General features: G+C 68.1%; 22 protein-coding genes. 6 read left to right on the top strand and 16 right to left on the bottom strand.

What is annotated here, in order from left to right; genetic code table 11:
- Positions 1-81: 81 nt before the first annotated feature.
- Positions 82-648, bottom strand: coding sequence for an SH3 domain-containing protein (locus LHP98_RS09940; protein ID WP_227252379.1), 567 nt, complete (start codon positions 646-648; stop codon positions 82-84).
- A gap of 136 nt (positions 649-784) precedes the next feature.
- On the opposite strand from LHP98_RS09940, the gene LHP98_RS09935 reads away from it, so the two are divergent.
- The 3 genes from LHP98_RS09935 (at position 785) to LHP98_RS09925 (ending at position 3,488) form a co-directional block, all read left to right on the top strand.
- Positions 785-1,771, top strand: coding sequence for a 2-hydroxyacid dehydrogenase (locus LHP98_RS09935; RefSeq protein ID WP_227252378.1), 987 nt, complete (start codon positions 785-787; stop codon positions 1,769-1,771).
- A gap of 113 nt (positions 1,772-1,884) precedes the next feature.
- A complete protein-coding gene (locus LHP98_RS09930; RefSeq protein WP_227252377.1) occupies positions 1,885-2,565 on the top strand; it encodes a TerC family protein in 681 nt (226 codons plus the stop codon).
- A gap of 179 nt (positions 2,566-2,744) precedes the next feature.
- Positions 2,745-3,488, top strand: coding sequence for a hypothetical protein (locus LHP98_RS09925; protein WP_227252376.1), 744 nt, complete (start codon positions 2,745-2,747; stop codon positions 3,486-3,488).
- 14 nt (positions 3,489-3,502) lie between these two features.
- Here LHP98_RS09925 and LHP98_RS09920 read toward each other — a convergent pair whose 3' ends face one another.
- The 7 genes from LHP98_RS09920 to LHP98_RS09890 form a co-directional block, all read right to left on the bottom strand.
- Positions 3,503-4,744: an NAD(P)/FAD-dependent oxidoreductase gene (locus LHP98_RS09920; protein ID WP_227252375.1), complete on the bottom strand. Its 1,242-nt coding sequence runs from the start codon at positions 4,742-4,744 to the stop codon at positions 3,503-3,505.
- 22 nt (positions 4,745-4,766) lie between these two features.
- Positions 4,767-5,927, bottom strand: coding sequence for an iron-containing alcohol dehydrogenase (locus LHP98_RS09915; RefSeq protein ID WP_227252374.1), 1,161 nt, complete (start codon positions 5,925-5,927; stop codon positions 4,767-4,769).
- A 1-nt stretch (position 5,928) separates the two neighbouring features.
- On the bottom strand, positions 5,929-7,308 hold the full coding sequence (locus tag LHP98_RS09910) for an aldehyde dehydrogenase family protein (RefSeq protein WP_227252373.1): 1,380 nt from the start codon (positions 7,306-7,308) through the stop codon (positions 5,929-5,931).
- A 42-nt stretch (positions 7,309-7,350) separates the two neighbouring features.
- On the bottom strand, positions 7,351-8,718 hold the full coding sequence (locus tag LHP98_RS09905) for a glutamine synthetase family protein (RefSeq protein ID WP_227252372.1): 1,368 nt from the start codon (positions 8,716-8,718) through the stop codon (positions 7,351-7,353).
- 77 nt (positions 8,719-8,795) lie between these two features.
- Entirely contained in the window at positions 8,796-9,836 is a 1,041-nt protein-coding gene (locus tag LHP98_RS09900; RefSeq protein ID WP_227252371.1) for a TRAP transporter substrate-binding protein, read from the bottom strand.
- Positions 9,837-9,882: 46 nt separating this feature from the next.
- Entirely contained in the window at positions 9,883-11,226 is a 1,344-nt protein-coding gene (locus tag LHP98_RS09895; protein ID WP_227252370.1) for a TRAP transporter large permease, read from the bottom strand.
- Positions 11,226-11,732, bottom strand: a complete 507-nt coding sequence (locus LHP98_RS09890) for a TRAP transporter small permease subunit (RefSeq protein WP_227252369.1) — start codon at positions 11,730-11,732, stop codon at positions 11,226-11,228. The genes LHP98_RS09895 and LHP98_RS09890 overlap by 1 nt, the downstream gene beginning before the upstream one ends.
- A gap of 204 nt (positions 11,733-11,936) precedes the next feature.
- On the opposite strand from LHP98_RS09890, the gene LHP98_RS09885 reads away from it, so the two are divergent.
- Positions 11,937-12,812: a MurR/RpiR family transcriptional regulator gene (locus tag LHP98_RS09885; RefSeq protein ID WP_227252368.1), complete on the top strand. Its 876-nt coding sequence runs from the start codon at positions 11,937-11,939 to the stop codon at positions 12,810-12,812.
- A 62-nt stretch (positions 12,813-12,874) separates the two neighbouring features.
- Here LHP98_RS09885 and LHP98_RS09880 read toward each other — a convergent pair whose 3' ends face one another.
- Genes LHP98_RS09880 through LHP98_RS09845 form a run of 8 tightly spaced genes read right to left on the bottom strand, consistent with a single transcriptional unit; the run spans position 12,875 to position 21,128 of the window.
- Positions 12,875-13,747: a DMT family transporter gene (locus LHP98_RS09880; protein ID WP_227252367.1), complete on the bottom strand. Its 873-nt coding sequence runs from the start codon at positions 13,745-13,747 to the stop codon at positions 12,875-12,877.
- 54 nt (positions 13,748-13,801) lie between these two features.
- On the bottom strand, positions 13,802-14,731 hold the full coding sequence (locus LHP98_RS09875; protein ID WP_227252366.1) for a 2-hydroxyacid dehydrogenase: 930 nt from the start codon (positions 14,729-14,731) through the stop codon (positions 13,802-13,804).
- Positions 14,732-14,751: 20 nt separating this feature from the next.
- Positions 14,752-15,396 carry a DUF1345 domain-containing protein gene (locus LHP98_RS09870; protein WP_227252365.1) on the bottom strand — a complete coding sequence of 215 codons (645 nt, stop codon included), beginning with the start codon at positions 15,394-15,396 and terminating at the stop codon, positions 14,752-14,754.
- 9 nt (positions 15,397-15,405) lie between these two features.
- The gene (gene rodA / locus LHP98_RS09865) at positions 15,406-16,545 is read right to left on the bottom strand and encodes a rod shape-determining protein RodA (protein WP_227252364.1); all 1,140 of its coding nucleotides are present in this window, start codon (positions 16,543-16,545) and stop codon (positions 15,406-15,408) included.
- Between the two features lie 13 nt (positions 16,546-16,558).
- Complete coding sequence (mrdA, locus tag LHP98_RS09860; RefSeq protein WP_227252363.1) at positions 16,559-18,505, bottom strand: penicillin-binding protein 2; 1,947 nt, start codon at positions 18,503-18,505, stop codon at positions 16,559-16,561.
- A complete protein-coding gene (locus LHP98_RS09855; protein ID WP_227252362.1) occupies positions 18,502-19,041 on the bottom strand; it encodes a rod shape-determining protein MreD in 540 nt (179 codons plus the stop codon). Before LHP98_RS09855 ends, mrdA begins: the two co-directional genes overlap by 4 nt.
- Positions 19,034-20,053 carry a rod shape-determining protein MreC gene (mreC, locus tag LHP98_RS09850; RefSeq protein ID WP_227252361.1) on the bottom strand — a complete coding sequence of 340 codons (1,020 nt, stop codon included), beginning with the start codon at positions 20,051-20,053 and terminating at the stop codon, positions 19,034-19,036. The genes LHP98_RS09855 and mreC overlap by 8 nt, the downstream gene beginning before the upstream one ends.
- A 37-nt stretch (positions 20,054-20,090) precedes the next feature.
- Positions 20,091-21,128 carry a rod shape-determining protein gene (locus LHP98_RS09845; protein ID WP_227252360.1) on the bottom strand — a complete coding sequence of 346 codons (1,038 nt, stop codon included), beginning with the start codon at positions 21,126-21,128 and terminating at the stop codon, positions 20,091-20,093.
- Positions 21,129-21,377: 249 nt separating this feature from the next.
- Between LHP98_RS09845 and LHP98_RS09840 the strand changes: the two genes are divergently transcribed.
- A complete protein-coding gene (locus LHP98_RS09840; protein ID WP_227252359.1) occupies positions 21,378-22,136 on the top strand; it encodes an SDR family NAD(P)-dependent oxidoreductase in 759 nt (252 codons plus the stop codon).
- Between the two features lie 2 nt (positions 22,137-22,138).
- Positions 22,139-22,894 carry a PGN_0703 family putative restriction endonuclease gene (locus LHP98_RS09835; RefSeq protein WP_227252358.1) on the top strand — a complete coding sequence of 252 codons (756 nt, stop codon included), beginning with the start codon at positions 22,139-22,141 and terminating at the stop codon, positions 22,892-22,894.
- Positions 22,895-22,904: the final 10 nt, after the last annotated feature.

Below are 22,904 nucleotides of genomic sequence, written 5' to 3'. Positions count from 1 at the left end.
ACGGCGGGGTGCCCTGCTGTTGCCCGGTCGTCGCGCGGCGCGGGGGCCACGCCGCTTTTCAGGCCAGAGGCGCCCTTGCGGCTATTCGATGGTTTCGCCGGGGGCGACGCCCCAGAGTGCGGTCTTCTGCACCCAGCCTTTCTGGCCCTCGGCCGAAAGGCGGCACCAGTCGGGGGTGCATTCCAGCACCTTGGCGATCACCCCCATCTCGGCCTGGGCCAGCACTTGCGCCTGCAGGTCGGGGCTGCTGCGCATCTCGGCCATGTCCAGCGTCACCAGCACGCTGCGCACCCCCGACAGCAGCGCGTAATGCACCCAGCCGCCGGCGCCGTCCTGGTCTTCCACCCGGCGCCAATGCTCGAATTCGGCGGTGATCATCAGCGGCATGCCGGGCCGGGTGAAGACCCAGTCGATGCGGTGGGTCAGGCCGGGGCCGCGCCGGGCATTGCCCTCGTCGCCCTTCAGGCTGACAAAGCGCGGCAGCGGCAGGTTGGTGACGCAGCCGAAGCCCGGGCGGCAGTTCTTGTCCGGCTTGGCGGCGGCGGGCTGCACCAGGGCCTCTTCCGGCGGGGTGGCTGTCTCTTGTGCCGACAGCACGCCGGGCGCCAACAGCGCCGTCAGAAGCATCGCCCGCAATCCGGTGCGCATGGACCTGCCCGCCTTGCCGCCCCAAGGCCCTCTGGCCCCGCGGCGATGTTGCCTGATCGTCGGGGCTTGTGATCCGCCCCGCTTCGTCCCACTCTGCCCCAGCGACGCGCCCAATGGAAGCCTTGAGGGAGAGACCATGCCTACGCCGCGCCTGAGTGTTGTCGTCACGCGACGCCTGCCCGAGGCTGTCGAGACGCGGATGAAGGAGCTTTTCGACGTCGAGTTGCGCGACCCCGACACACGGATGAGTCGCGACGAGCTGGCCGAGGCGATGCGCCGGGCCGACGTTCTGGTGCCGACGCTGACCGACACCATCGACGCCGGGCTGATCGCGCAGGCCGGCGAGAAGCTGAAGCTGATCGCCAACTATGGTTCGGGGGTGGACCACATCGACGTGGCCACCGCCCGGCAACGCGGCATCCTGGTGTCGAACACGCCCGGCGTGGTGACCGAGGACACCGCCGACATGGTGCTGGCGCTGATCCTGGGCGTCACCCGGCGCATCCCCGAGGGCCTGGCGATGATGCAGTCGGGCCAGTGGGAAGGCTGGTCGCCGATGGCCAACCTGGGCGGACGGCTGGCGGGCCGGCGGCTGGGCATCCTGGGCATGGGCCGCATCGGCACCGCGGTGGCGCGGCGGGCCCGCGTCTTCGGCTGCCAGGTGCATTACCACAATCGCCGCCGCCTGCGCCCCGAGGCCGAGGCCGAGGTTGAAGCCACCTACTGGGAAAGCCTGGACCAGATGATCGCCCGGATGGACATCCTGTCGATCAACTGCCCGCACACGCCGTCGACCTTTCACCTGCTGAACGCGCGGCGGCTCAAGCTGATGAAGCCAAGCGCGGTGATCGTGAACACCTCGCGCGGCGAGGTGATCGACGAGAACGCGCTGACCCGCGCGCTGCGCGCGGGCGAGATCGCCGGGGCGGGCCTTGACGTCTATGAGCGCGGCACCGAGATCAACCCGCGCCTGCGCGAGCTGGCGAACGTGGTTCTGCTGCCCCACATGGGATCGGCCACGCTGGAGGGCCGGATCGAGATGGGCGAGAAGGTCATCATCAACATCAAGACCTTCGCCGACGGCCACCGTCCGCCCGACCAGGTGGTCCCGGGGATGCTGTAGGCGGCACGGGCGCTGCGACGGATGGTTGAAACCATCCGGCCAAACGCCTAGGAAGCGAAGCAACAGGAGCGCGGAACCGGGACGCCATGAGCTTATTCAGCAGCGAAGCCATAATGAACTTCATCTATGGCTTCGAGGAAATCTTCACGCCCGAAGGGTTCACGGCCCTGATGCAGGTCATCGGGATCGACCTGGTGCTGGCCGGCGACAATGCCATCGTGATCGGCCTGGCGGCGGCCGGACTGCCGAAGGAACAGCGCGCCAAGGCGATTCTGGTGGGGATCATCGCCGCCACGGTGATGCGGATCGGCTTTGCCCTGGCCACGACCCAGCTTCTGCAGATCGTCGGCCTACTGCTGGCCGGCGGCATCCTGCTGCTCTGGGTGTGCTGGAAGATGTGGCGCGAGCTGCGTGAAGGCCATGGCGACGACAACCGCGCCGAAGAGGCGTTGACCGGGCAGGACCTGAACGCCGACGGCAGCGTCGCGGGCGGCGGGCCGCGCAAGACCTTCCGCCAGGCGGCGACGCAGATCGTGGTGGCCGACGTGTCGATGAGCCTGGACAACGTGCTGGCGGTTGCCGGCGCGGCGAAGGACCATCCGACGGTGCTGATCATCGGCCTGATGCTGTCGATCGCGCTGATGGGCTTTGCCGCCAGCTTCATCGCCCGGCTGCTGAACAAGTACAGCTGGATCGCCTATATCGGCCTGGCGATCATCCTCTACGTCGCGCTCAAGATGATGTGGGAAGGCTGGCACGAGGTCGAGCCGGTGATCCTGGGCGCCCTAGGCTGAAGCCGCGGCGCGGCTGCCCCCGGCAAAGCGCTCCCACCCGCCCACCCCGCGCTTTGCCGGGGGCAGACCACCGTTCGGCCCCTGCGTCCGGTGCCCGCTGTCGCGCCTTGTCTGCGTTCACCCGGCCTTCAGTGTTTCGCAGCAAGATTGGGCGCGTGAGACGATGGGGATTGCGGGTCATGGTGACGGTTTCGCCGTTCAAGAGTTATACTGCGGGGCTGTTCGGGCTTCCGTCCAAGGTGAACGGTCCTGCACAGACCGCGCCATCCGCCGCAGCTGCGATGTCCTCCGCGCAGCGCTCGGCTACGACGACGATCAGATCTTCGTCGCACAACGATTTCGGTGGCTACGAAGCCTACAAGGATCCTGAGTTTGTCCGTGATCCGGCTGCAGCGATTGCCAAGTCCGAAGCGGCCATGGCCGTCTGGGAGGCCGGAGAGCTGAAGTTCGAGCAGGAGAACGGGTTTCGGCGCAAGGTGAATTCGATGGCGCTTGGGGCCTATGCCCACGCGCAATCCGGCCGGTTCGGGGTGCCGTCGTTCCGGGCCGCCGATGAAGCGGCGGACTACCTGGAATCTCTGGTCGGCAGCATGGGCGCGAACGCCAGCACCATCAGGTTCAGCACGATCCAGGCGGACAGTCTGGCCCGGCCCGAGGTCGCGGCGGCCTACGGCGAGGTCAAGACCGAGCAGTTGCTGGCCATGCATGCCGACCAGCACAAGGCCGCCGAGATGGACCTGTTCGTTCTGAACGCGGTGCTGAGCAAGGCCTTCGGCACCTCCGGGCCGGTCACCCGACAGGATGGCGGCAAGGTCAGCTTCGTCGCGCAGGAGTTCAGCTTTCAGGGCAAAACATACGCCCGCCTATCGGAAGATGGCGTCGTCACCCGGTTGGACACGGCCGGGCTGGACCAGCGTCTCTAAGGCAGTCCGGGGCCTCAGAATCGGCCCGGTCGCAGGGACGCAATGTCCATCTCCGGCATGCGGCCAGCGATCAGGTCGGCGACGATGCGGGCGGTGACCGGAGCCAAAGTGACGCCCAGATGGCCGTGGCCGTATGCATGAATCACCTCGGGCCCGCCGCGCGAGGGGCCGATGACCGGCAGGCTGTCGGGCAGGCTGGGGCGGAAGCCCATCCAGTCGCGATCCGGGTTTTCCGGCAGGTCGGGGAAGATCGCGCGCGCGCCCTCGACCAGTTTGCGGATGCGATGCGCCGAAGGTGGCAGGGTCAGGCCGCCCAGTTCGACCGTGCCGACGGCACGCAAGCGGCCGGACATCGGGCACAGGTAGAAGCCACGGGCCGTGGGGCAGCAGGGGCGGCTCAAGCGCGGCGCGGCCATGTCCCATTCGACGTGGTAGCCGCGTTCTGTGTCCAGCGGCACACGGTCGCCGGCCTGGGCGGCCAGCTTGCGCGAATGCGCCCCGGCGGCGATCACCACGCGGCGGGCGTGGAGGCGGAAGCCGGGGCCTTCGACGATGACGCCGTCGGCGGTGCGGCTAAGGGTCTGGGCCGGGGCGCGCAGGTGTTCCGCCTTGGCGGTGACACGGGCCGCCAGCGCCCGCATCATCGCGCCGGGGTCGTTCAGGAAGACCGCCTTGGGGAAATACGCCGCGCCGGCCATCGACGGCAGGGCGGGTTCCAGTTGCGCCAGTTCGGGGCCGTTCAGCAGATCGACCGTCACCCCCAGCGCACGGCGGCCCGCCATGTCGGCCTCGGCCGCGCGGCGTTGGGCGGCGGTCTCGTAGAGATACAGCGCGCCGCGGGGTTGCAGGATGCCTGCCGCCCCGATGCGGTCAGCCAGGCCCTGCCACAGCGGCCCGGCACCTTGCAGCAGCGCCGCGATGGCCAGGCCGTTGTGGCGGGCGGGGCCGGGCAGGGACTGAAAGGCAAAGCGCAAGAGCCAGGGCAGCAGCGAGGGCAGCGCCTCGCGCCGGATCGCCAGGGGCGACGTGCGGTCGAACAGCAGCGTGGGGAGCGCGCGCAGGACGTCGGGCGTGCCGACCGGGTTCACCGCGTAATCCGCGATGGTTCCGGCATTGCCGTAGGATGTGCCCATGCCGGGATCGCCCGGGTCCACCAGGGTGACCGTGCGGCCCTCGGCCAGCAGCCGTTCGGCCACGGCCAGACCGATGACGCCGGCGCCAAGGACGGCGACGTCCGTGGTGACGTGCCGGGTCATCGGTTCAGGCCGCGGGCGCTGGTCAGAGGCAGGCCTCATACAGCTTGCGGGTGTTCTTCTTGGTCATCTTCACCGGATTGCCGCCGCAGGAGGGGTCTTCCAGCGCCATCTCGGTCAGCATGTCCAGATCGGGGTCGGTGACGCCCAGCTTGGTCAGGTTGGCCGGGATGTCCAGCTCGTCGCGCAGGCCCATGATCCGCGCGCGGAAGCCCTTGTAGCCGCCCTTGATGCCGCAATAGGCCGCCGCCGCCGCCAGCCGGTCCTTGATTTCCTTGCGGTTGAAATCCAGCACCATGGGCATGACCACGGCGTTGGTGGTGCCGTGGTGGGTGCCGTAGACCGCGCCGATGGGGTGGCTGAGCGAATGGATCGCCCCCAGCCCCTTCTGGAAGGCCACCGCGCCCATCGCCGCCGCACTCATCATGTGGGCGCGGGCCATCAGGTGGTCGGGGTGCTTGTAGGCCTTGGGCAGGTTCTCGAACACCAGCCGCATGCCTTCCAGCGCGATGCCCTGGCTCATCGGGTGGTAGAAGGGGCTGCAATAGGCCTCAAGGCAATGTGCCAGCGCGTCCATCCCGGTGCCGGCGGTGATGAACCTGGGCATCCCCACGGTCAGCGCCGGGTCGCAGAGGGTGACCTTCGGCATCAGCGCGGGGTGGAAGATGATCTTCTTCTTGTGCGTTTCGCTGTTGGTCAGCACGCCCGCGCGGCCGACCTCGGAGCCGGTGCCGGCGGTGGTGGGCACGGCGATGATGGGCGCGATCTTGGCGGCGTCGGCGCGGGTGTACCAGTCGTCGATGTCTTCCAGATCCCAGACGCTGAGGCCCTTCTTCTGGTGCGCCATCAGCGCGATCATCTTGCCAAGGTCCAGCGCCGAGCCGCCGCCGAAGCAGATCACCCCGTCATGCTTGCCGTCCTTGTAGACCGCGATCCCGGCGGCCATGTTGGCCTCGTTCGGGTTCGGGTCCACGTCCGAGAACACCGCGCGGCCAAGGCCCGCGGCGTCCAGCACCTCCAGCGCCGCGGCGGTGATCGGCAGGGCGGCGAGGGCCTTGTCGGTGACCAGCAAGGGCTTTTTCAGCCCGATGGATTTCGCATGCTCGGCCAGTTCGCCGATGCGGCCCACGCCGAACTTGATGGCGGTGGGGTAGGACCAGTTCCGGTTCGGAACACCGTGAGGCATGTCACACCTTCTTGAGATGATAGGATTTCGGGCGGGTCACCGAATGGAACCCCAGGTAGGAAAGGCTGCCGCCGCGGCCGGTGTCCTTGCAGCCGGTCCAGCACAGGGCGGGGTCAAGGTAGTCGGCGCGGTTCATGAACACGGTGCCGGTCTCGACCTGTGCGCCAAGGGCGCTGGCGGTGTCGTAGTCTTCGGTCCAGATGCTGGCGGTCAGGCCATAGGGGCTGTCGTTCATCAGGCGCAGGGCTTCGGCGTCGTCCTTCACTTTCATGATGCCGACGACGGGGCCGAAGCTTTCCTCCATCATCACCCGCATCGCGTGTGTGACGTTCACCAGCACCTGCGGCGCGAGGTAGGCGCCGCCGTCGTCGGCGGGGAAGTTCGCCGGGTCGATTAGGGGTTTCGCCCCCTGCGCCACCGCCTCGGCGATCTGGTCGCGGACCACCTTGGCAAAGCGCGTGTTTGCCATCGGGCCAAGCGTGCTGGCGGCGTCAAAGGGGTTCCCCAGCTTCAGCGCATTCACCCAGGCCACGGCCTTTTCCACGAAGGCGTCATACAGGCTTTCGTGGACATAGATCCGCTCGATCCCGCAGCAGCACTGGCCGGCGTTGAACATGGCGCCGTCCATCAGCGTGTCGACGGCGGCGTCAAGGTTGGCGTCGGCGCGAACGTAGCCCGGATCCTTGCCGCCCAGTTCCAGCCCCAGGGGCGTGAAGGTGCCCGCCGCGGCGCGTTCGATCGCCTGCCCGCCGGCGACGCTGCCAGTGAAGTTGACGAAGTTGAAGGCGCGGGCGGCGATCAGGGCCTCGGTCGTGGCGTGGTCAAGGACGACGTTCTGGAACACGTCCTCGGGCACCCCCGCCTCATGAAAGGCCTGGGCCAGGCGTTCGCCCACCAGCAGGGTCTGGCTGGCGTGTTTCAGCACCACGGTGTTGCCGGCGATCAGCGCGGGCACCAGAGTGTTGATCGTCGTCAGGTAGGGGTAGTTCCAGGGCGCCACGATGAACACCACGCCCAGCGGTTCGCGCGCCAGGTAGCGGCGGAAGGCGTTGGAGTTCTCGATCATCTGCGGCGCCAGCGTCTCGGCGGCGATGGACGCCATGTATTCGGTCCGCGCGTTCACGCCGCCATATTCGCCGCCGAAGCGGGTGGGCCGGCCCATCTGCCAGGCCAGTTCCTCGACCACCACGTCCTTCATCTCGTTCAGCCGGGCGACGCCGGCCTTGACCAGCGCGATGCGGTCCTCGAGGGGCCGCGCGGCCCAACCCTTCTGCGCCGCCTTCGCCCGTGCGGCGACGGCCTGCGCGGCCTCAAGGCTCAGCGGCATCCGTTCGGCATAGACCCGGCCATCGACCGGGGAAATCAGTTGTACAGGTTTCATCGTCTCACCTTCTTGGGGCGCCTGCCCCGAATGGTTGCCCCGTCATGCCCGCTCCAGCAGCCGCTGCAGTTCGAAATCCGTGACCACGCGGTCGGTCTCGGAAATCTCCCACTGCGCGGCGTGGTGGTAGTGATCCACCACGTCGTCGCCGAAGGCCCGCCGCAGCATCGCCGACCCGGCCAGCGCCGTGGCCGCCTCGCGCAGGGTCTTGGGAATCTCGCGGATGCCCTTGGCCGAGTACATGTCGCCGGTCAGTTCCGGCTCAAGCTCCAGCCGGTTCTCGATCCCGTCCAGCCCCGCCGCCAGCAGCGCGGCACAGGCCAGATAGGGGTTCACGTCGCTGCCGGGAATGCGGCATTCCACCCGGATCGCCTTGCTGTGCAGCCCGCAGATGCGGAAACCGGCGGTGCGGTTGTCAGCACTCCAGACCGCCTTGGTCGGCGCGAACAGCCCGATGCAGAACCGCTTGTAGCTGTTCACATAGGGCGCAAGGAAGGCGGTGATCTCGGTCGCATGCGCCAGTTGACCGGCCAGGAAGTGCTTCATCAGCGCCGACATGCCGTGCTGATCGCCCTTGTCGGCAAAGGCGGGCTTGCCGTCCAGCGTCCACAAGGACTGGTGGACGTGGGAAGACGATCCCGCCTTGCGGTGATCATACTTGGCCATGAAGGTCACCGACTTGCCGGCGGCATGGGCGATTTCCTTCACCGCCTGCTTGACCACCACATGATTGTCGGCCGCGTCCAGCGCGTCGGAATAGCGGTAGTTCACCTCATGCTGGCCGGCATCGGCCTCGCCCTTGGTGTTTTCCACCGGGATGCCGGCGCCGTGCAGCCCGTTGCGGACGGCCCGCATCAGCCCCTCTTCCTTGGTGGTCTGGAAGATGTGGTAATCCTCGTTGTAGGCGCTGATCGGCTTCAGGCCCGCGAACCCATCATCGCGCAGGGCCTCATAGCTGTTCTCGAAGATGTAGAACTCAAGCTCGGTCGCCATCATCGGCTCGAAGCCCATGGCCCGCGCCCGCGCCACCTGGGCCTTGAGGATGGCGCGGGGCGAAACCCGCACCTCTTCATGCGTGGCATGCTCCAGCAGGTCGGCCAGGCACAGCGCGGTGCCGGGCAGCCAGGGCAGCGGCCGCAGGGTGGCAAGGTCCGGCTTCATCACATAGTCGCCGTAGCCCTTTTCCCAACTGCTGGTCTTGTAGCCGGGCACCGTGGTCATCTCCATGTCCACGGCCAGGAGGTAGTTGCAGCAATGCGTCTCCTCATGGCCGCCGCGGACGAAGAACTCGGCGTGGAAACGCTTTCCCATCAGCCGGCCCTGCATGTCGGGCGCGGCCACCAGAACGGTGTCGATCTCGCCGCGGGCGACGGCCTCTTTCAGGGCCTCGAATGTCATGTTGCCGGGCATCTTGCAGCCATCCTCCTGTCATCGGCAAGGGCGCGCGAGGGGCTTCCCCCGCGCGTCCGATTGGTCTGCGGTGTCCGTCAGCCGAAGCGGTAGGGCACGCCGGCCTTGGTCATCGTCTCGTTGTAGGTCTTGATGATGCCCACGACCTTGGCCTTGATCTCGGATTCCGCCGCGATCTCGTCCCAGAACTTCACCGCGGCGTCTTCCACGGTCTTCCATTCCTCGTCCGGAATGGTGGTCAGTTCCAGCTTGCCGCCGTTCACCCGCAGGTCCGCCTCGCCGGCCCAGTACCAGTGCTGGCGGTACATGTGGCTGGTCTCGAAGCAGCTGGCCAGCAGTTCCTGCAGGTTCGGCGGCAGGGCGTTCCATCGCTCCATGTTGGCGAAGAAGTGGCCGATCCAGGCGCCCGAGATGTTGTTGGTCAGGAAGTACTTGGTCACGTTCGACCAGCCCACCGTGTAGACCTCGGTGATGCCCGACCAGCACAGCCCGTCCAGCTCGCCGGTCTGCATGGCGACCTCGACATCTTCCCACGGCAGGGTGACGGGGACGACGCCGAACTGGGTCAGGAAGCGGCCGGCGGTGGGGAAGGTAAAGACCCGCAACCCGCTCAGGTCGGCCAGCGACTTGATCGGCTTGTTGGTCGAGAAGTTGCAGGGGTCCCAGGACCCGGCCGAGATGTGCTTGACGCCGACCTTGGCGTATTCCTCTTCCCAGATCGCCTTGAGGCCGTACTTGTTGAACAGTGCCGGCACGTCGAGCGAATAGCGCAGGGCAAGGGGAAAGTAGCCGCCGAAGACGGTGACTTCAGTCGGGCTGGCCATGCTGTCGTCATCCGACTGCACGCAGTCGATGGTGCCGTCCTGCATGGCGCGGAACAGCTCACCGGTGGGAACCAGCTGGTCGGCGTAGAAGAGTTCGATCTCCATCTGGCCGGCGGCCAGGCGGTTGAACAGCTCGACCGCGGGCTTGACCACATGCTCGCCCAGGGCGGCGCCGGCATAGGTCTGCATCCGCCACTTGATCACCTCTTGCGACCGGGCAACGGTCGGAGCGGCCAGGGCGGCGGCGCCGGCAAGGGCGCCCTTGGTCAGGAAGGAACGTCTTGAAGTCGTCATCGGTAACCTCCGTGTTGAAAGGCGGTTGGCCCGCCGGTTGTTGATCTCAGTCGGGGTAAATTCTCTGCGGCAACCACAGCGCGATCTCGGGGAAGACCATGATTAGTGCCAGCGCGCCGACCATCACCAGCACGAAGGGCGTGACCGACTTGTAGATGTCGCCCATGGTGATTTCCGGCGGCGCGAAGGCGCGCATCAGGAACAGGTTATACCCGAAAGGCGGGGTCAGATAGGCGATCTGGCAGGTGATGGTGTACAAGACGCCATACCAGATCAGCACCTGGTCGGGCGGGATGCCCAGGTCCAGCTTGGCCACCAGCGGCACGTAAAGCGGCGCCACGATCACCAGCATGGCGGTGTCGTCGAGGAACATCCCCATCACCAGGAACGACAGCTGCATCAGGATCAGGATGGTCCAGGGGCCGAAGCCCAGTTGCTCGGTGAACAGCGTCTCGATGGCCTTCACCGCGCCCAGCCCGTCGAACACCGCCCCGAAGGACAGCGCGGCCAGGATCACCCACATGAACATGCAGGAAATCGCCAGCGTGTTGCGGGTGGCGATCTCGAACACCTCGCGGGTGAAGCGGCCTTTCAGGACGGCGGCGGCGACCGTGGCGGCAACCCCGATCACGCTGGATTCCACCAGGCTGGTCCAGCCCTTCACGAAGGGCAGCATCATCGCGAAGAAGATGACGAAGGGCAGTGCGCCGGCCCGCAGCGAAGAAGCCTTCTCGGCCCAGGTGATCGACTCCCGCTCGGTCCTGGACATCGCCGGGCCAAGCGAGGGCTGAATGGTGCAGCGGACCACGACATAAAGGATGAACATCCCCGCCATCAGCAGGCCCGGAAGGATGCCGGCCAGCCAAAGCTCGCTGACCGGGGCGCGGGCGATCATGGCGTACAGCACCAGCACCACCGAGGGCGGGATCAGGATGCCCAGACTTGATCCGGCCTGGATCACCCCGCTGACCATCTGCTTGTCGTAGCCGCGCCGCAGCAGCTCGGGCAGGGCGATGGTCGAGCCGATGGCCATGCCGGCCACCGACAGCCCGTTCATCGCCGAGATCAGCACCATCAGCAGAATGGTGCCCACCGCCAGCCCGCCCGGCACCGGCCCGAACCAGACGTGGAACATCCGGTACAGGTCCTCGGCCAGCCGCGATTCGCTCATCACGTAGCCCATGAAGACGAACATCGGCAGCGTCAGCAGCGGATACCACTTCATCAGCTTCATCGCCTGGGTGAAGCCCATGCTTTCGCCGCCGGTGCCCCACAGCGCCAGCGCGGCCACCACGGCGACGAAACCGATGATCCCGAACACCCGCTGGCCGGTCATCATCAGCATCAGCATGGTCGAGAACATCAGAAGGGCGATCATCTCCTGCGGCATCAGATCGACACCCCGCGCAGATGGGCGATGTCGCGGATCAGGCTGGCCAGCGCCTGCAGCAGCATCAGCAGGAAGCCGATCACCATGGTGACCTTGACCGGCCAGAGATAGGGCCGCCAGGCGGTGGGCGAGCGCTCGCCGTATTCAAAGGAATAGGCGGTGGCGTCGATCGCGCCGTACAGCATGACGCCCAGGTAGAAGATCACCGCCAGCACGGTGAAGGCGTCCCACAACGCGCGGCTGCCGACGGACTGGCGGGCATAGAACAGGTCCATCCGGACATGGGTGCCCAGTTGCCAGGCATAGGGCCCGCCCAGCACGTAATAGGCCACCATCACGAACTGTGCCATTTCCAGCGTCCACAGCGACGGCGCGCCCATGGCCTTGGAAATCGACGACCACATCAGCACGGCCATCAGCACGAACAGCAGATACATCGCAAAGCGGCCGACGCCGTAGTTCAGCTTTTCCACCAGGTGGACAAAGGCGATCAGGGCGCGGGGCATGGCTCAGCCCCGTCCCTTGCCGGAATGCACGGTAGACCGCGCCAGAAAGGGCACGGCGATGGCTTTGGCCATGGTGCGAGTCGTCTCCCCGTTTTCCTGTCAGCGTTCCCCGGTGGCCGGGTGACTGTCAAGAATATTCCGGGCGACGATTCTCTGTTAAGATCGTTACATTCCCGGGTTGAGGGCCAGGTGTGGGGCGGGGACATGGACCAGCCGTTGACGATTGAAGGCCGGATGCGCGCGGCGCTGGGCGAGATGACCCGGGCCGAGCGGCAGGCGGCCACGCATATCCTGTCGCACTTTCCGATGTCGGCGCTGGGCTCGATCACCACCCTGGCACGGGCGGCCGACGTGTCGTCGCCCACGGTGATGCGGCTGGTGCAGAAGCTGGGGTTCCGCGGCTATACCGATTATCAGGCAGCACTGCGGGCCGAGGTCGAGCGGCTGCTGGTGGCGCCCCTGACCCTGCACGAGGCCGGGCGAGAGCCCGCATCGCATCCGCTGCAGGATTTCGCGGTGCGGGTGGTGGCCAACATCGACGCCACGCTCAGCCAGATCCCGGCCGGCGATTTCCTTGGCGCGGCGGCGCTGCTGGCCGATCCGGCCCGGCGGGTGGCGATCATGGGCGGGCGGCTGACCCATGCCCATGCCGACTACATGGCCACGCTGCTGCGGGTGATCCGGCCCGAGGTCAGCTTCCTCGCCGACCACCTGACCGACTGGCAGCAAGCGCTGCTGGACCTGCGGGCGGGCGACGTGGCGGTGATCTTCGACATCCGCCGCTACGAATCGAACGCCGTCCAGTTCGCCGAAGCGGCGGCCGAGCAGGGCGCCGAGGTGGTGCTGATCACCGACCGCTGGATGTCTCCCGCCGCCGCCCATGCCTGCCACACCCTGGCCTGCGCCATCGAGGTGCCCGCCGCCTGGGACAGCACCGCCGCGATCCTGGTGGTGGTCGAGGCGCTGCTGGCCCAGGTCCAGGGCCGGCTTGCCGACCAGGTCCAGACCCGGCTGAACCGGCTGGAGGATTACTTCGCCCGGACCCGGGTGTTCCGGGCACCCAAGGTGGGCGGGCGGTAGCCGGCACGAGCGCGGAATTCGAAGTCGAATTCCGTGCACGATTTCCGACTTCGGAAATCGACTCACGCCCGCACCATCCGCCGCGCTCCCGCCGCCGCGTTCAGCACCACCGCGACCAGCACCACAGCGCCACCCGCGAAGGTGGCCGCGGTCGCCGTCTCGTCCAGCACCAGCCAGACCCAGACCGGCGCCAGCATCACCTCGACCAGGCTTAGAAGCGTCGCCTCGGCCGCCGGCAGCGCCCGGCTGCCCAGGGTATAAAGCACCATGCCGACGGCCAGGATGCCCGCCCCCATGGCGGCCGAAATCGCGATGTCCTGCACCGGCGGCACGGCATCCTGCCCGGTCAGCGCCAGCACCGCCGCCGCAACGCCCAGCGAGAACACGCAGCCCAGGAAACTGACCGGCATCGCCTGCGCCACCCGCCCCGCCCGCAGCGCCACGGTAAAGGCGGCGAATCCCAGCGCCGAGCCCAGCGCGGCCAGGTTCCCCGCCAGCGCCCCCGCCGCCAGCCCCTCGCGTACCATCACATACATGCCGATGCCGGCCAGGCCGATGGCGGCCCAGGTGGCCGGCCGGACGGGTTCGCGCAGCACCAGCCAGCCCAGCAGCGCGGCAAGGAAGGGCGAGGCGGAAAACAGGAACACCGCATTCGCCACGGTGGTGGACTGGATCGCATAGATCGCCCCGGCGAAGGCCGCCACCAGCGACAGGCCCCCCACCACGCCGGCCCATCCCGTGGCGGCGATCTGGGCCATGGGCCGGCCGCCCGAAGTGACCACGATCCAGGCCCCCAGCACCGGAATCGCCCCGGCGGACCGCCACAGCAGCACCGCCCAGGTTCCCGCTTCGTCGATCTGGCGGATGGCCAGGCCCATCAGCGACCACAGCGAAGCGGCAAGCACGACAAGAAGGGCACCGGAGCGGTAGGTCATGGTCGCCGCAGGCTAGGGCCTGCCGTGCCACCGTCTGTTCCGAAAGCGACGCCTTCAGTAGCCGCGCGCACGGTCGACCAGATGCAGGAACGGCTCGCCCGCCTCGCCCCGGCGGATGTTCTCGGCAATCACCCGCGCGGCGCTTGCGGGGCGGGTGTCGGCGGCGATGTGCGGGGTGACGATCACGCGCGGATGCGCCCAGAAAGGGTGGTCGGGCGGCAGGGGTTCCACGCGGAAGGTGTCCAGCGTGGCGTGGCCGATGTGGCCCCTGTCCAGCGCCGCCAGCAGCGCCGCATCGTCGATCAGCGCGCCGCGGCCGGGGTTCAGGATCGCGGCACCCTGCGGCAGCAGGGCCAGGGTGCGGGCGTTCAGCAGGTTCTCGGTCTGCGGCGTCCTGGGCAGCAGCGTCACCACGATCTGGGCGCCGCGCAGCGCCTGCTCCAGCCCCGCCTCGCCTTGCAGGCAGGTCAGGCCGGGCACGTCCTTCGGCGAGCGGCTCCAGCCGGTGACGGGAAAGTGCAGCGCCTGCAGCGCCCGCGCGCAGGCCAGGCCCAGCGTGCCCAGGCCCAGCATCGCCACCGGGCGGTCGCGGGCCAGCGGCGGGCAGGTCTGGTCCCAGACATGGCCGGGGTTCACGATGTGCCGGTCCATGCCCAGATGATGCCGCAAGGCATGGCCCACCACCCATTCCACCATCCCCTCGGTCAGCCAGGGATCGACCATCCGGCACAGCGGCTGGGTCAGGCTGGCATTGCCGACAATCCGCTCGACCCCCGCCCAAAGCGACAGCACGGCCTTGGCCCGGGTGAACGGCGCAAAATCCTGCAACGGCGCCGAGGGGGCGTAGACGATGTAATCCACCGCCGCCGGATCGGGCGCCTGTGTCACGATGGTCGCCGCGACACCAGCCTCGGCCAGCGCGCGTGGCAGGGCTTCGGTGTAGTCGTCCCAAAGGGCGGGGGCGGCGAACAGGACCATGGGCATCGGCAGGGCTTTCCGCTGGGTCAGGCCGACAGCCGCAAGGCGGCATTCACGGCAAGGGCAAGGATGACGGTGTTGTAAAAGAACGACAGCACCGAATGCGCCAGCACGGCGCGGCGCATCGGGGCCGTGGTGACGGCCACATCGGACACCTGTGCCGTCATGCCGATGGTGAAGGCGGTGTACAGGAAATCCGACGGCCCCGGCGTCTCGGTTCCCGGAAAGGCCATTCCGTGCGAGCGGGTGCCGTAGAAGAGATGCGCGTAGCGAAACGCGGCCAGCGTATGCACCATCGCCCAGCCCAGCGGCACCGCGGCCAGCGCCAGCGCGCTGGCCACCGGCCCGGCCCCGCCAGCCTGGTTCAGCACGATCAGGATGGCGACCAGGCTGGTGGCGATGGCGAACAGCGCCAGCAGGGTGATCAGCGCCAGCCCTTCGTCATCGGCCTCGGCATGGCGGCGCAGCTCGGCCGGGCCGGTGGCCAGCGCCAGATGCGCCATCAGCGCCAGATAGATCGCGAAGAAGGCGTTGGCGGCCACCAGGGCGCCGGTCGCGGCCGGCAATCCCGCCGCCCAAAGCCCGGCCCCCGCCACGGCGCCCGCGGCAAAGGCCGCAAGGAACCGGCCGTGGCGCGGGGCAAGGCGGACGGTCCGGCGCGGCGCAGTCATGGCGCCCCCCTACCTTGGCCGGTGGACATGGGCGCTTTGCACCAGGCCGAAGCCGACCAGGATCACCAGCATCGCCGACCCGCCATAGCTGAGCAGCGGCAGCGGCACGCCCACCACCGGGGCCATCCCCATCACCATCGACAGGTTCACCGCGATGTAGAAGAAGAAGGTGGCCGCCACCCCGATGATCAATAGAGACGAGAACCGATCGCGGTTCTGCAAGGCCGACACCAGGCAGAACCCGATGATCAGCGCGTAGAGCGCCAGCAGCGAAAAGGCGCCGACAAAGCCGAATTCCTCGGCCAGGGTGGTGAAGATGAAATCGGTGTGCTTTTCGGGCAGGAAGTTCAGCCGACTTTGCGTGCCCTGCATGAAGCCCTTGCCCGACCAGCCGCCGGACCCCAGCGCGATCTTGGCCTGGATGATGTTGTAGCCCGCACCCAGCGGGTCGGCGGTGGGGTCAAGGAAGGTGTCGATCCGGCGATACTGGTAGTCGTGCAGCAATTGCCAGGGCGTGCCGCGGGTCAGGAACACCGCCGCCACCGCCGCCACCGCCATCCCGCCCACCGCCGCGAAATACCACAGGCTGACCCCGGCCGCGAACATCACCGCCGCCCCGCCCAGAAGCAGCATCAGCGAGGTGCCCAGGTTCGGCTGCATCAGCACCAGCACCGTCGGCAACACCGTCAGCACCACCGGCACCAGCACCCACAGCGGCCGCGACACCCGCTTGATGTCCAGCCAGTCGTAATAGGCGGCCAGCAGCAGGACCAGGGTGAACTTCATCATCTCCGAGGGTTGCAGCCGGATCGGCCCGATGTCGATCCAGCGCTGCGCCCCCATGCCGACCTCGCCGACGACCTCGACGAAGATCAGCAGCAGGAACGACACCAGATAGGCTACCCCCGCCATGCTGCGCCAGAACCAGATCGGCACCATCGCCACGCCGAACATCAACACCAGCCCGACCGCAAAGCGCTGCATCTGCGGCCGCGCCCAGGTGTCGATATCGCCGCCGGCAATGGAATACAGCATCAGGAAGCCGACGGCCGCCACCGTGCAGATCAGCACCACCAGCGGCCAGTTCAGGAACAGCACCTTGCGCAACCCGCTGGGCACCTGCTTCAGCCGGTTCTCGAGATAGGTCATGCTGCGCGCCCCCTCATGCCTTCTCGGCCTCGGGTGCTGCGCCGGTCGCAGGGTCGCGCAGCGGCAGGTCCTTCAGCATGCTCTCGATCCGGCCGCGCTGGCTGGCCGGATAGGCCTCCAGCGGCGGCACCCCCCCGGTCATCGCCGCCAGGATCACGTCGCGCGCGATCGGCGCCGCCGCGGTTGACCCGCCGCCGCCATGTTCCACCACCACCGCAATGGCATAGCGTGGCGCGTCGAAGGGCGCGAAGCCCACGAACAGCGCATGGTCGCGCCGCTCCCACGGCAACTGGTCGTTCGACACCACGCCGCGGGCGCGCTCGGCCGCGGTGATGTTGCGCACCTGGCTGGTGCCGGTCTTGCCTGCCATCGCCAGGCTTGCCTCGACGATGCGCGACGACTTGGCGGTGCCACGCTCGGCGTTCACCACCTCGTACATGCCCTTGCGGACCGCCGCGAGACTGGCCTCGTTCAGGCCCAGCGGCGGGGCCTCGGGGGCCGGCACCTCTTGCCCGTCGATCATCCGCACCAGCCGCGGCGCCACCGCCCGGCCGCTGGCGATGCGCGCCGTCATCACCGCCAGCTGCAGCGGCGAAGACAGCACATAGCCCTGGCCGATCGAGGCGTTGATGGTGTCACCGATCATCCACTCGGCCTTGTGGCGTTCCAGCTTCCAGGCCTTGTCGGGCATGCTGCCTTCGGTGATCGCACTCATCGGCAGGTCGTGGCGCAGCCCCAGGCCCAGCAGGCGGCCCGTCTCGGCGATCTTGTCGATCCCCACCTTCTGCGCCACGTCGTAATAGAACACGTCGCAGCTTTCGGTCAGCGAGCGGGTCAGCGACACCGTGCCATGCCCGCCCCGGCTCCAGCAGTGGAAACGGCGACCGCCGAACTCCAGATAGCCCGGGCACCGCACCTTGTGGCTTTCGTCGATCACCCCGGCGTCCAGCGCCGCCAGCGCGGTCACCATCTTGAAGGTCGATCCCGGCGGATAGGCGCCCGAAACCGCCTTGTTGGCCAGTGGCCGGTGGTCGTTGTCGGTCAGCGCGCCATAGTCGACGTGGCTGATGCCGCGCACAAACAGGTTGGGGTCGAACGAGGGCGACGAGGCGCAGGCCAGCACGTCGCCGTTGGCGATGTCGATCAGCACCACCGCGGCGCTTTCCTCGCCCAGCCGCGCCTGGGCGAAGTTCTGCAGGTCGGCGTCGATGGTCAGCCGGATGTCGGACCCGGGGTCGCCCTCCTGGCGCTCAAGCTCGCGCATCACCCGGCCCACCGCGTTGACCTCGATCTTCTTGGTGCCCGCGGCGCCGCGCAGGGTGTCTTCCATCCACTTCTCGACACCGATCTTGCCGATCTGGAACTTTGGCAAGGCCAGCACCGGATCGGGGTCGTCCAGGCCCTCCAGGTCCTTTTCCGACACCGGGCCGGTATAGCCCACGACATGGGCGAAATCGGTGTCGCGCGGATAGATGCGCGACTGGCCCACCTCGGGCACCACGCCGGGCAGGACCGGAGCATTGACCGCGATCTTCGAGAATTCGTCCCAGCTCAGCCGGTCGCGGACAATCACCGGAACAAAGGCCGAATGCCGGGTGACATCGTCGATGGTTTCCTGCAGCTCTTCGGCGGTCATCGGGATGATGCCGGCCAGCCGGCGCATCACCACCTCGACGTCGCCGGCCTGTTCGCGGGTGATGACCACGCGGTAATTCTGTTCGTTGCCGGCGATCAGCTTGCCGTTGCGGTCCTGGATCAGGCCGCGGGTCGGCGGGATCAGCCGGATGCTGATGCGGTTTTCCTCGGCGAGCAGGCGGAAGGCGTCGGCCTGATCGACCTGCAGGTAGCGCATCCGCACGCCCAGCGCCGCGACCATGGCGGTCATTGCGCCGCCCAGCATCAGGCTGCGCCGGCTGATGGTGCGGGCGCTGTCCTCGCTGTCCTTCGGAGTGCGCCTCACAGCCGCCTCCCGAAATCGTCGATCTCGCCGGTGGCGGGCTTCTTCAGATCGAAGCTCAGCCGCGACAGGCCCACCACCACCGGATAGGCCAGCACCGACCACAGGATCTGCACCAGCGCGTGCCCGAACGAAGGCTGCGGCAGGAACGACAGCGCAAAGACGAAGCGGTAGGCGATCAGCATGCCCAGCATCAGCCCGGCCGCCAGCAGCCATTCGGTGACGAAGTTCAATTCGCGCGTCAGCGCGGTGCGCGACCGCAGGAATTCGGTCGCCAGCACGATCAGCGCGGTCCACAACCCGGGCGGGCGCATCAGGACCAGATCCTCGACCAGGGTGACGGCGACGATCAGCCCGACCGGCAGGTAATCGGGCCGCCGCATCATCCAGGCAAAGGTCAGGCACAACAGCAGGTCGGGGCCGGGAAAGGCGCCGGGCCGGCTGCCCAGCGGCAACAGGCGCAGGAACAGAAGCAGCAGCGCCAGCGCCAGGAACAGCGCCCGGTAGCCCCAGGGATCGGCGCGCAGGAACCTATCCATCGGCCGCGCCCGCTCCCGCGCCGCCGCCGGTCGCCGCATCGCCGCCTTCGGCATCGCCCGAGCCTGTCCCCTCGACATCGCCGCCGCCGGGCGCCGGCGGTGCGGCCGCCTCGCCTTCGGCATCCACCTCCGGCTGCGGTATCGAGGGCAGCAATGGCGGTGCCACCAGCCCGCCGGCATCGGTGATCGGCACCAGCTCGTGGCTGCGCAGCACGCGCAGGAACTCCAGCCGCTGGTAGTCCGCCGCCAGCGACACCCGCAGCCGCCGGTCGTTGCCCATCACCACCTGGCCCACCAGCAGGCCCGCCGGGAACACCCCGCCGTCGCCCGAAGTCACCACCCGGTCGCCCGGTCGAACCTCGTCGGCGTCCTCGATGAATTCCAGGGGCGGCAGCGGACTGTTGTCGCCGCTGAGCAGCGCCTTCTGCCCCGAGGGCTGGATGGTGACGGGGATTCGGCTGTTGGTGTCGGTGACCAGGATCACCCGCGCCGTCCGCTCGCCCACGCCCGAGATGCGGCCGACCAGCCCGATGCCGTCCATGCAGGCCCAGCCGTCGCGGATGCCGTCACGGGCGCCGACGTTCAGCAGCACCGACTGGCGGAACGGACTGCCGCTGTCGGCCAGCACCTGACCGGTGACATGGGTCAGCTTGGGGTCCAGCCGCACCTGGTTCAGGTCCAAGAGGCGCGCGTTCTGCTGTTCCAGCTGCAGCGCCGCCTCTTTCCAGGCCTTCATCTGCTGCAACTCGCGCTTCAGCTCCTGGTTCTGTTCATAGATGCGGGTGTAGGATTCGAAATCCTCGACCATCCCGGCGACCTTGGCCACCGGCAACAGCGCCCATTCCAGGTTCGGCACCACCGCATCGACCAGCGCCGCGCGGAAGCGTTCCACCCGCGGGCTGTCGATCCGCCACAGCAGGAACAGCCCAAGCAGCACGGCCACCAGCCCGCCCACCAGAAGGCGCCGCAGCGGGCGGTAGTATTCCGCCGAATCTGTCCGGGTCCGGGCCACGCGTGCCTCGCCTTGATGCCCTGCCGCCGACCGGCGATCAGGTGTCGTAGTCGATCACATGCCGAAGCTGCTTTTCGTATTCCAGAGCTTTCCCGGTGCCCAGCGCAACACAATTCAGTGACTCGTTGGCCACGCTGATCGAAAGCCCGGTCTGTTCGCGCAACGACAGGTCCAGATCGCCCAACAGCGCGCCGCCGCCGGTCAGCATCACGCCGCGGTCCACGATGTCGGCCGCCAGGTCGGGCGGGGTGGCCTCCAGCGCCTGCATCACCGCATCGCAGATCTGCTGCACCGGTTCGGCCAGCGCTTCCGCCACCTGGGCCTGGTTGATCTCGGTTTCCTTCGGCACGCCGTTCAGCAGGTCGCGGCCGCGGATCGTCATGCTGGCGCCGCGGCCGTCGTCGGGCATCCGCGCCGTGCCGATGCTGGTCTTGATCCGCTCGGCGGTGGATTCCCCGATCAGCAGGTTCTGGTGCCGCCGCAGATAGCTGACGATGGCCTCATCCATCCGGTCGCCACCGACCCGGACGGACCGCGCATAGACGATGTCGCCCAAGCTCAGCACCGCCACCTCGGTGGTGCCGCCGCCGATGTCCACCACCATGTTGCCGGTGGGTTCGGTGATCGGCATGCCCGCGCCAATGGCCGCCGCGATGGGTTCGGCAATCAGCCCGGCCCGCTTGGCGCCCGCCGACAGCACCGACTGCCGGATCGCCCGCTTTTCCACCGGGGTCGCGCCATGCGGCACGCAGACAATGATCTTGGGCTTCGAAAAGGTCGAGCGCTTGTGCACCTTGCGGATGAAATGCTTGATCATCTCTTCCGCCGCCTCGAAGTCGGCGATCACGCCGTCACGCATCGGCCGGATCGCCTCGATGGTGCCGGGGGTGCGGCCCAGCATCAGCTTGGCATCCTCGCCCACGGCGAGGACCTGCTTCTTGCCGTCCTTCACATGGTAGGCCACCACCGAGGGCTCGTTCAGCACGATGCCCTTGCCGCGGATGTAGACCAATGTATTCGCCGTGCCGAGGTCGATCGCCATATCTGACGAGAATAGGCCGGGAAAGAACGACATTCGAAAGTCCCCACGTGCAAGCAGCATTGTCCCGGCGACTCAGGGTCTGAGGCGGGCGCCTTCATATAAGGACCTGCGCCGAAGAGCGAAAGGCCTTGTATCACGCCGCCGGCGGGTGCGCGCGCACATTCGCGTAGATGCAGAAATCACATGTTTTCAGGGCGAAAACGGCGGTCTCTTCCGGTCCGAATTGACCTCATCCCACATCGCGTCATTCTGGGCCGCAACATGAGGCGAACGGGGGATGCAATGGCGGGCGTGGCAGGACGGGTGGCGCTGGTCACCGGGGCGGGGGCGGCGGGGGGAATCGGCTTTGCCATCGCCCGGGCAATGACGGCCGCGGGGGCACGGGTCTGCATCACCGCGACCACCGCGCGCATCCACGACCGGGCGGCCGACCTGGGCTGCATGTCCCATATCGCAGACCTGACCGACCCGGCCCAGGTGGCCGCGCTGTTCGCCGCCGTCGAAGCGCAGCTTGGCCCGGTCGAGGTGCTGGTGAACAACGCCGGCATGGTGCAGACCGGCCGCGACGTCGACCGGCAGCGCCTGGCCGGCTGGTCCGACGCCGCCTGGGCGCATCACATGGCGCTGAACATCAACACCACCTTCCACTGCTGCCGCGCCGCCCTGCCGGGAATGCAGGCGCGCGGCCATGGCCGCATCGTCAACATCGCATCGGTCACCGGCCCGCTGGTCACCATCGACGGCAGCAGCGCCTATGCCACCGCCAAGGCCGCCGTCACCGGCATGACCCGCTCGGTCGCGCTGGAATACGGCCGCCAGGGCATCACCTGCAACGCCGTCCTGCCCGGCTGGATCGCCACCGAAAGCTCGTCCGAGGGCGAGATTCTGGCTGGCCGCGCCACCCCCGCCGGCCGCCCCGGCACCCCGGCCGAGGTCGCCGCCTGCGCGCTGTTCCTGGCCGGCGACGAGGCCTCCTACGTCACCGGCGCGATGCTGGTGGTCGATGGCGGCAACACCCTGCAAGAGATGAAGGGTGCCTGAGCTTGCCTGATCGCATGCCCAATTTCCTGCCCGGCGTGCCGGCAGAGGCCGTCCTCGCCGCGCTCTCCCGCTGCCCCGGCAACGAGGTCGCCTCGGGCAAGTTCGACAGCCCGGACTCTTCTGCGGCCCTGGCCGTCAACGCCTTCGGCTGGTTCCTTGACCGGCCCGCGCTGTTGCCGCCGTTGCCCGGCGTGCCGATGGGCCAGCCTCGGACGGTCGAGATCGAGGCCGAGATGCACTTTCCCTGGCGTGGCGGCCGCCACCCCTGGCTGGACGCCGCCGTGACCACCGCCACCACCCTGGTCGGCATCGAATCCAAGCGGTATGAGCCGTTCCGCCCGGCCAAGGCCTCGACGTTTTCCGAGGCCTTCGACAGCCGCGACTGGGGCCCCGGCATGGCCCGCTTCACCGCGCTGCGCCAGGCCCTTGCGGCAGGCCGCCAGACCTACCGCTGCCTGGATGCGGTGCAACTGGTGAAACACGCCTACGGGCTGCGGACGCAGGCCACCAAACGCGCCCGCGGCGCCGTGCTGGTCTACCTCCACGCCGCTCCGGCCACCTGGGCCAGCGGCAAGCCGGTCTCGCCCGAGGCCATCGCCCGCCACCAGGCCGAAATCGCCGATTTCGCCCGCGCGGTGAAAGGCGACGACGTGACCTTTGCGCCGGTCCGCTGGGCCGAGCTGCTGCGGCAGTGGTCCAGGACGCCGGACCTGAAAGCCCATGCCGAGGCGCTGCGCGTGCGGTTCGGGGTGCTGTGACGCTCACGCA

The sequence above is a fragment of the Rhodobacter sp. Har01 genome (assembly GCF_020564565.1).
GTDB lineage: Bacteria > Pseudomonadota > Alphaproteobacteria > Rhodobacterales > Rhodobacteraceae > Pseudogemmobacter.
This window is presented reverse-complemented; position numbering and strand designations above follow the sequence as displayed.

Coding starts and splice junctions, on each gene's coding strand:
- LHP98_RS09940 (WP_227252379.1), bottom strand. CDS start 648: ATGCGCACCGGATTGCGGGCGATGCTTCTGACGGCGCTGTTGGCGCCC.
- LHP98_RS09935 (WP_227252378.1), top strand. CDS start 785: ATGCCTACGCCGCGCCTGAGTGTTGTCGTCACGCGACGCCTGCCCGAG.
- LHP98_RS09930 (WP_227252377.1), top strand. CDS start 1,885: ATGAACTTCATCTATGGCTTCGAGGAAATCTTCACGCCCGAAGGGTTC.
- LHP98_RS09925 (WP_227252376.1), top strand. CDS start 2,745: ATGGTGACGGTTTCGCCGTTCAAGAGTTATACTGCGGGGCTGTTCGGG.
- LHP98_RS09920 (WP_227252375.1), bottom strand. CDS start 4,744: ATGACCCGGCACGTCACCACGGACGTCGCCGTCCTTGGCGCCGGCGTC.
- LHP98_RS09915 (WP_227252374.1), bottom strand. CDS start 5,927: ATGCCTCACGGTGTTCCGAACCGGAACTGGTCCTACCCCACCGCCATC.
- LHP98_RS09910 (WP_227252373.1), bottom strand. CDS start 7,308: ATGAAACCTGTACAACTGATTTCCCCGGTCGATGGCCGGGTCTATGCC.
- LHP98_RS09905 (WP_227252372.1), bottom strand. CDS start 8,718: ATGCCCGGCAACATGACATTCGAGGCCCTGAAAGAGGCCGTCGCCCGC.
- LHP98_RS09900 (WP_227252371.1), bottom strand. CDS start 9,836: ATGACGACTTCAAGACGTTCCTTCCTGACCAAGGGCGCCCTTGCCGGC.
- LHP98_RS09895 (WP_227252370.1), bottom strand. CDS start 11,226: ATGCCGCAGGAGATGATCGCCCTTCTGATGTTCTCGACCATGCTGATG.
- LHP98_RS09890 (WP_227252369.1), bottom strand. CDS start 11,732: ATGCCCCGCGCCCTGATCGCCTTTGTCCACCTGGTGGAAAAGCTGAAC.
- LHP98_RS09885 (WP_227252368.1), top strand. CDS start 11,937: ATGGACCAGCCGTTGACGATTGAAGGCCGGATGCGCGCGGCGCTGGGC.
- LHP98_RS09880 (WP_227252367.1), bottom strand. CDS start 13,747: ATGACCTACCGCTCCGGTGCCCTTCTTGTCGTGCTTGCCGCTTCGCTG.
- LHP98_RS09875 (WP_227252366.1), bottom strand. CDS start 14,731: ATGCCCATGGTCCTGTTCGCCGCCCCCGCCCTTTGGGACGACTACACC.
- LHP98_RS09870 (WP_227252365.1), bottom strand. CDS start 15,396: ATGACTGCGCCGCGCCGGACCGTCCGCCTTGCCCCGCGCCACGGCCGG.
- rodA (WP_227252364.1), bottom strand. CDS start 16,545: ATGACCTATCTCGAGAACCGGCTGAAGCAGGTGCCCAGCGGGTTGCGC.
- LHP98_RS09855 (WP_227252362.1), bottom strand. CDS start 19,041: ATGGATAGGTTCCTGCGCGCCGATCCCTGGGGCTACCGGGCGCTGTTC.
- LHP98_RS09845 (WP_227252360.1), bottom strand. CDS start 21,128: ATGTCGTTCTTTCCCGGCCTATTCTCGTCAGATATGGCGATCGACCTC.
- LHP98_RS09840 (WP_227252359.1), top strand. CDS start 21,378: ATGGCGGGCGTGGCAGGACGGGTGGCGCTGGTCACCGGGGCGGGGGCG.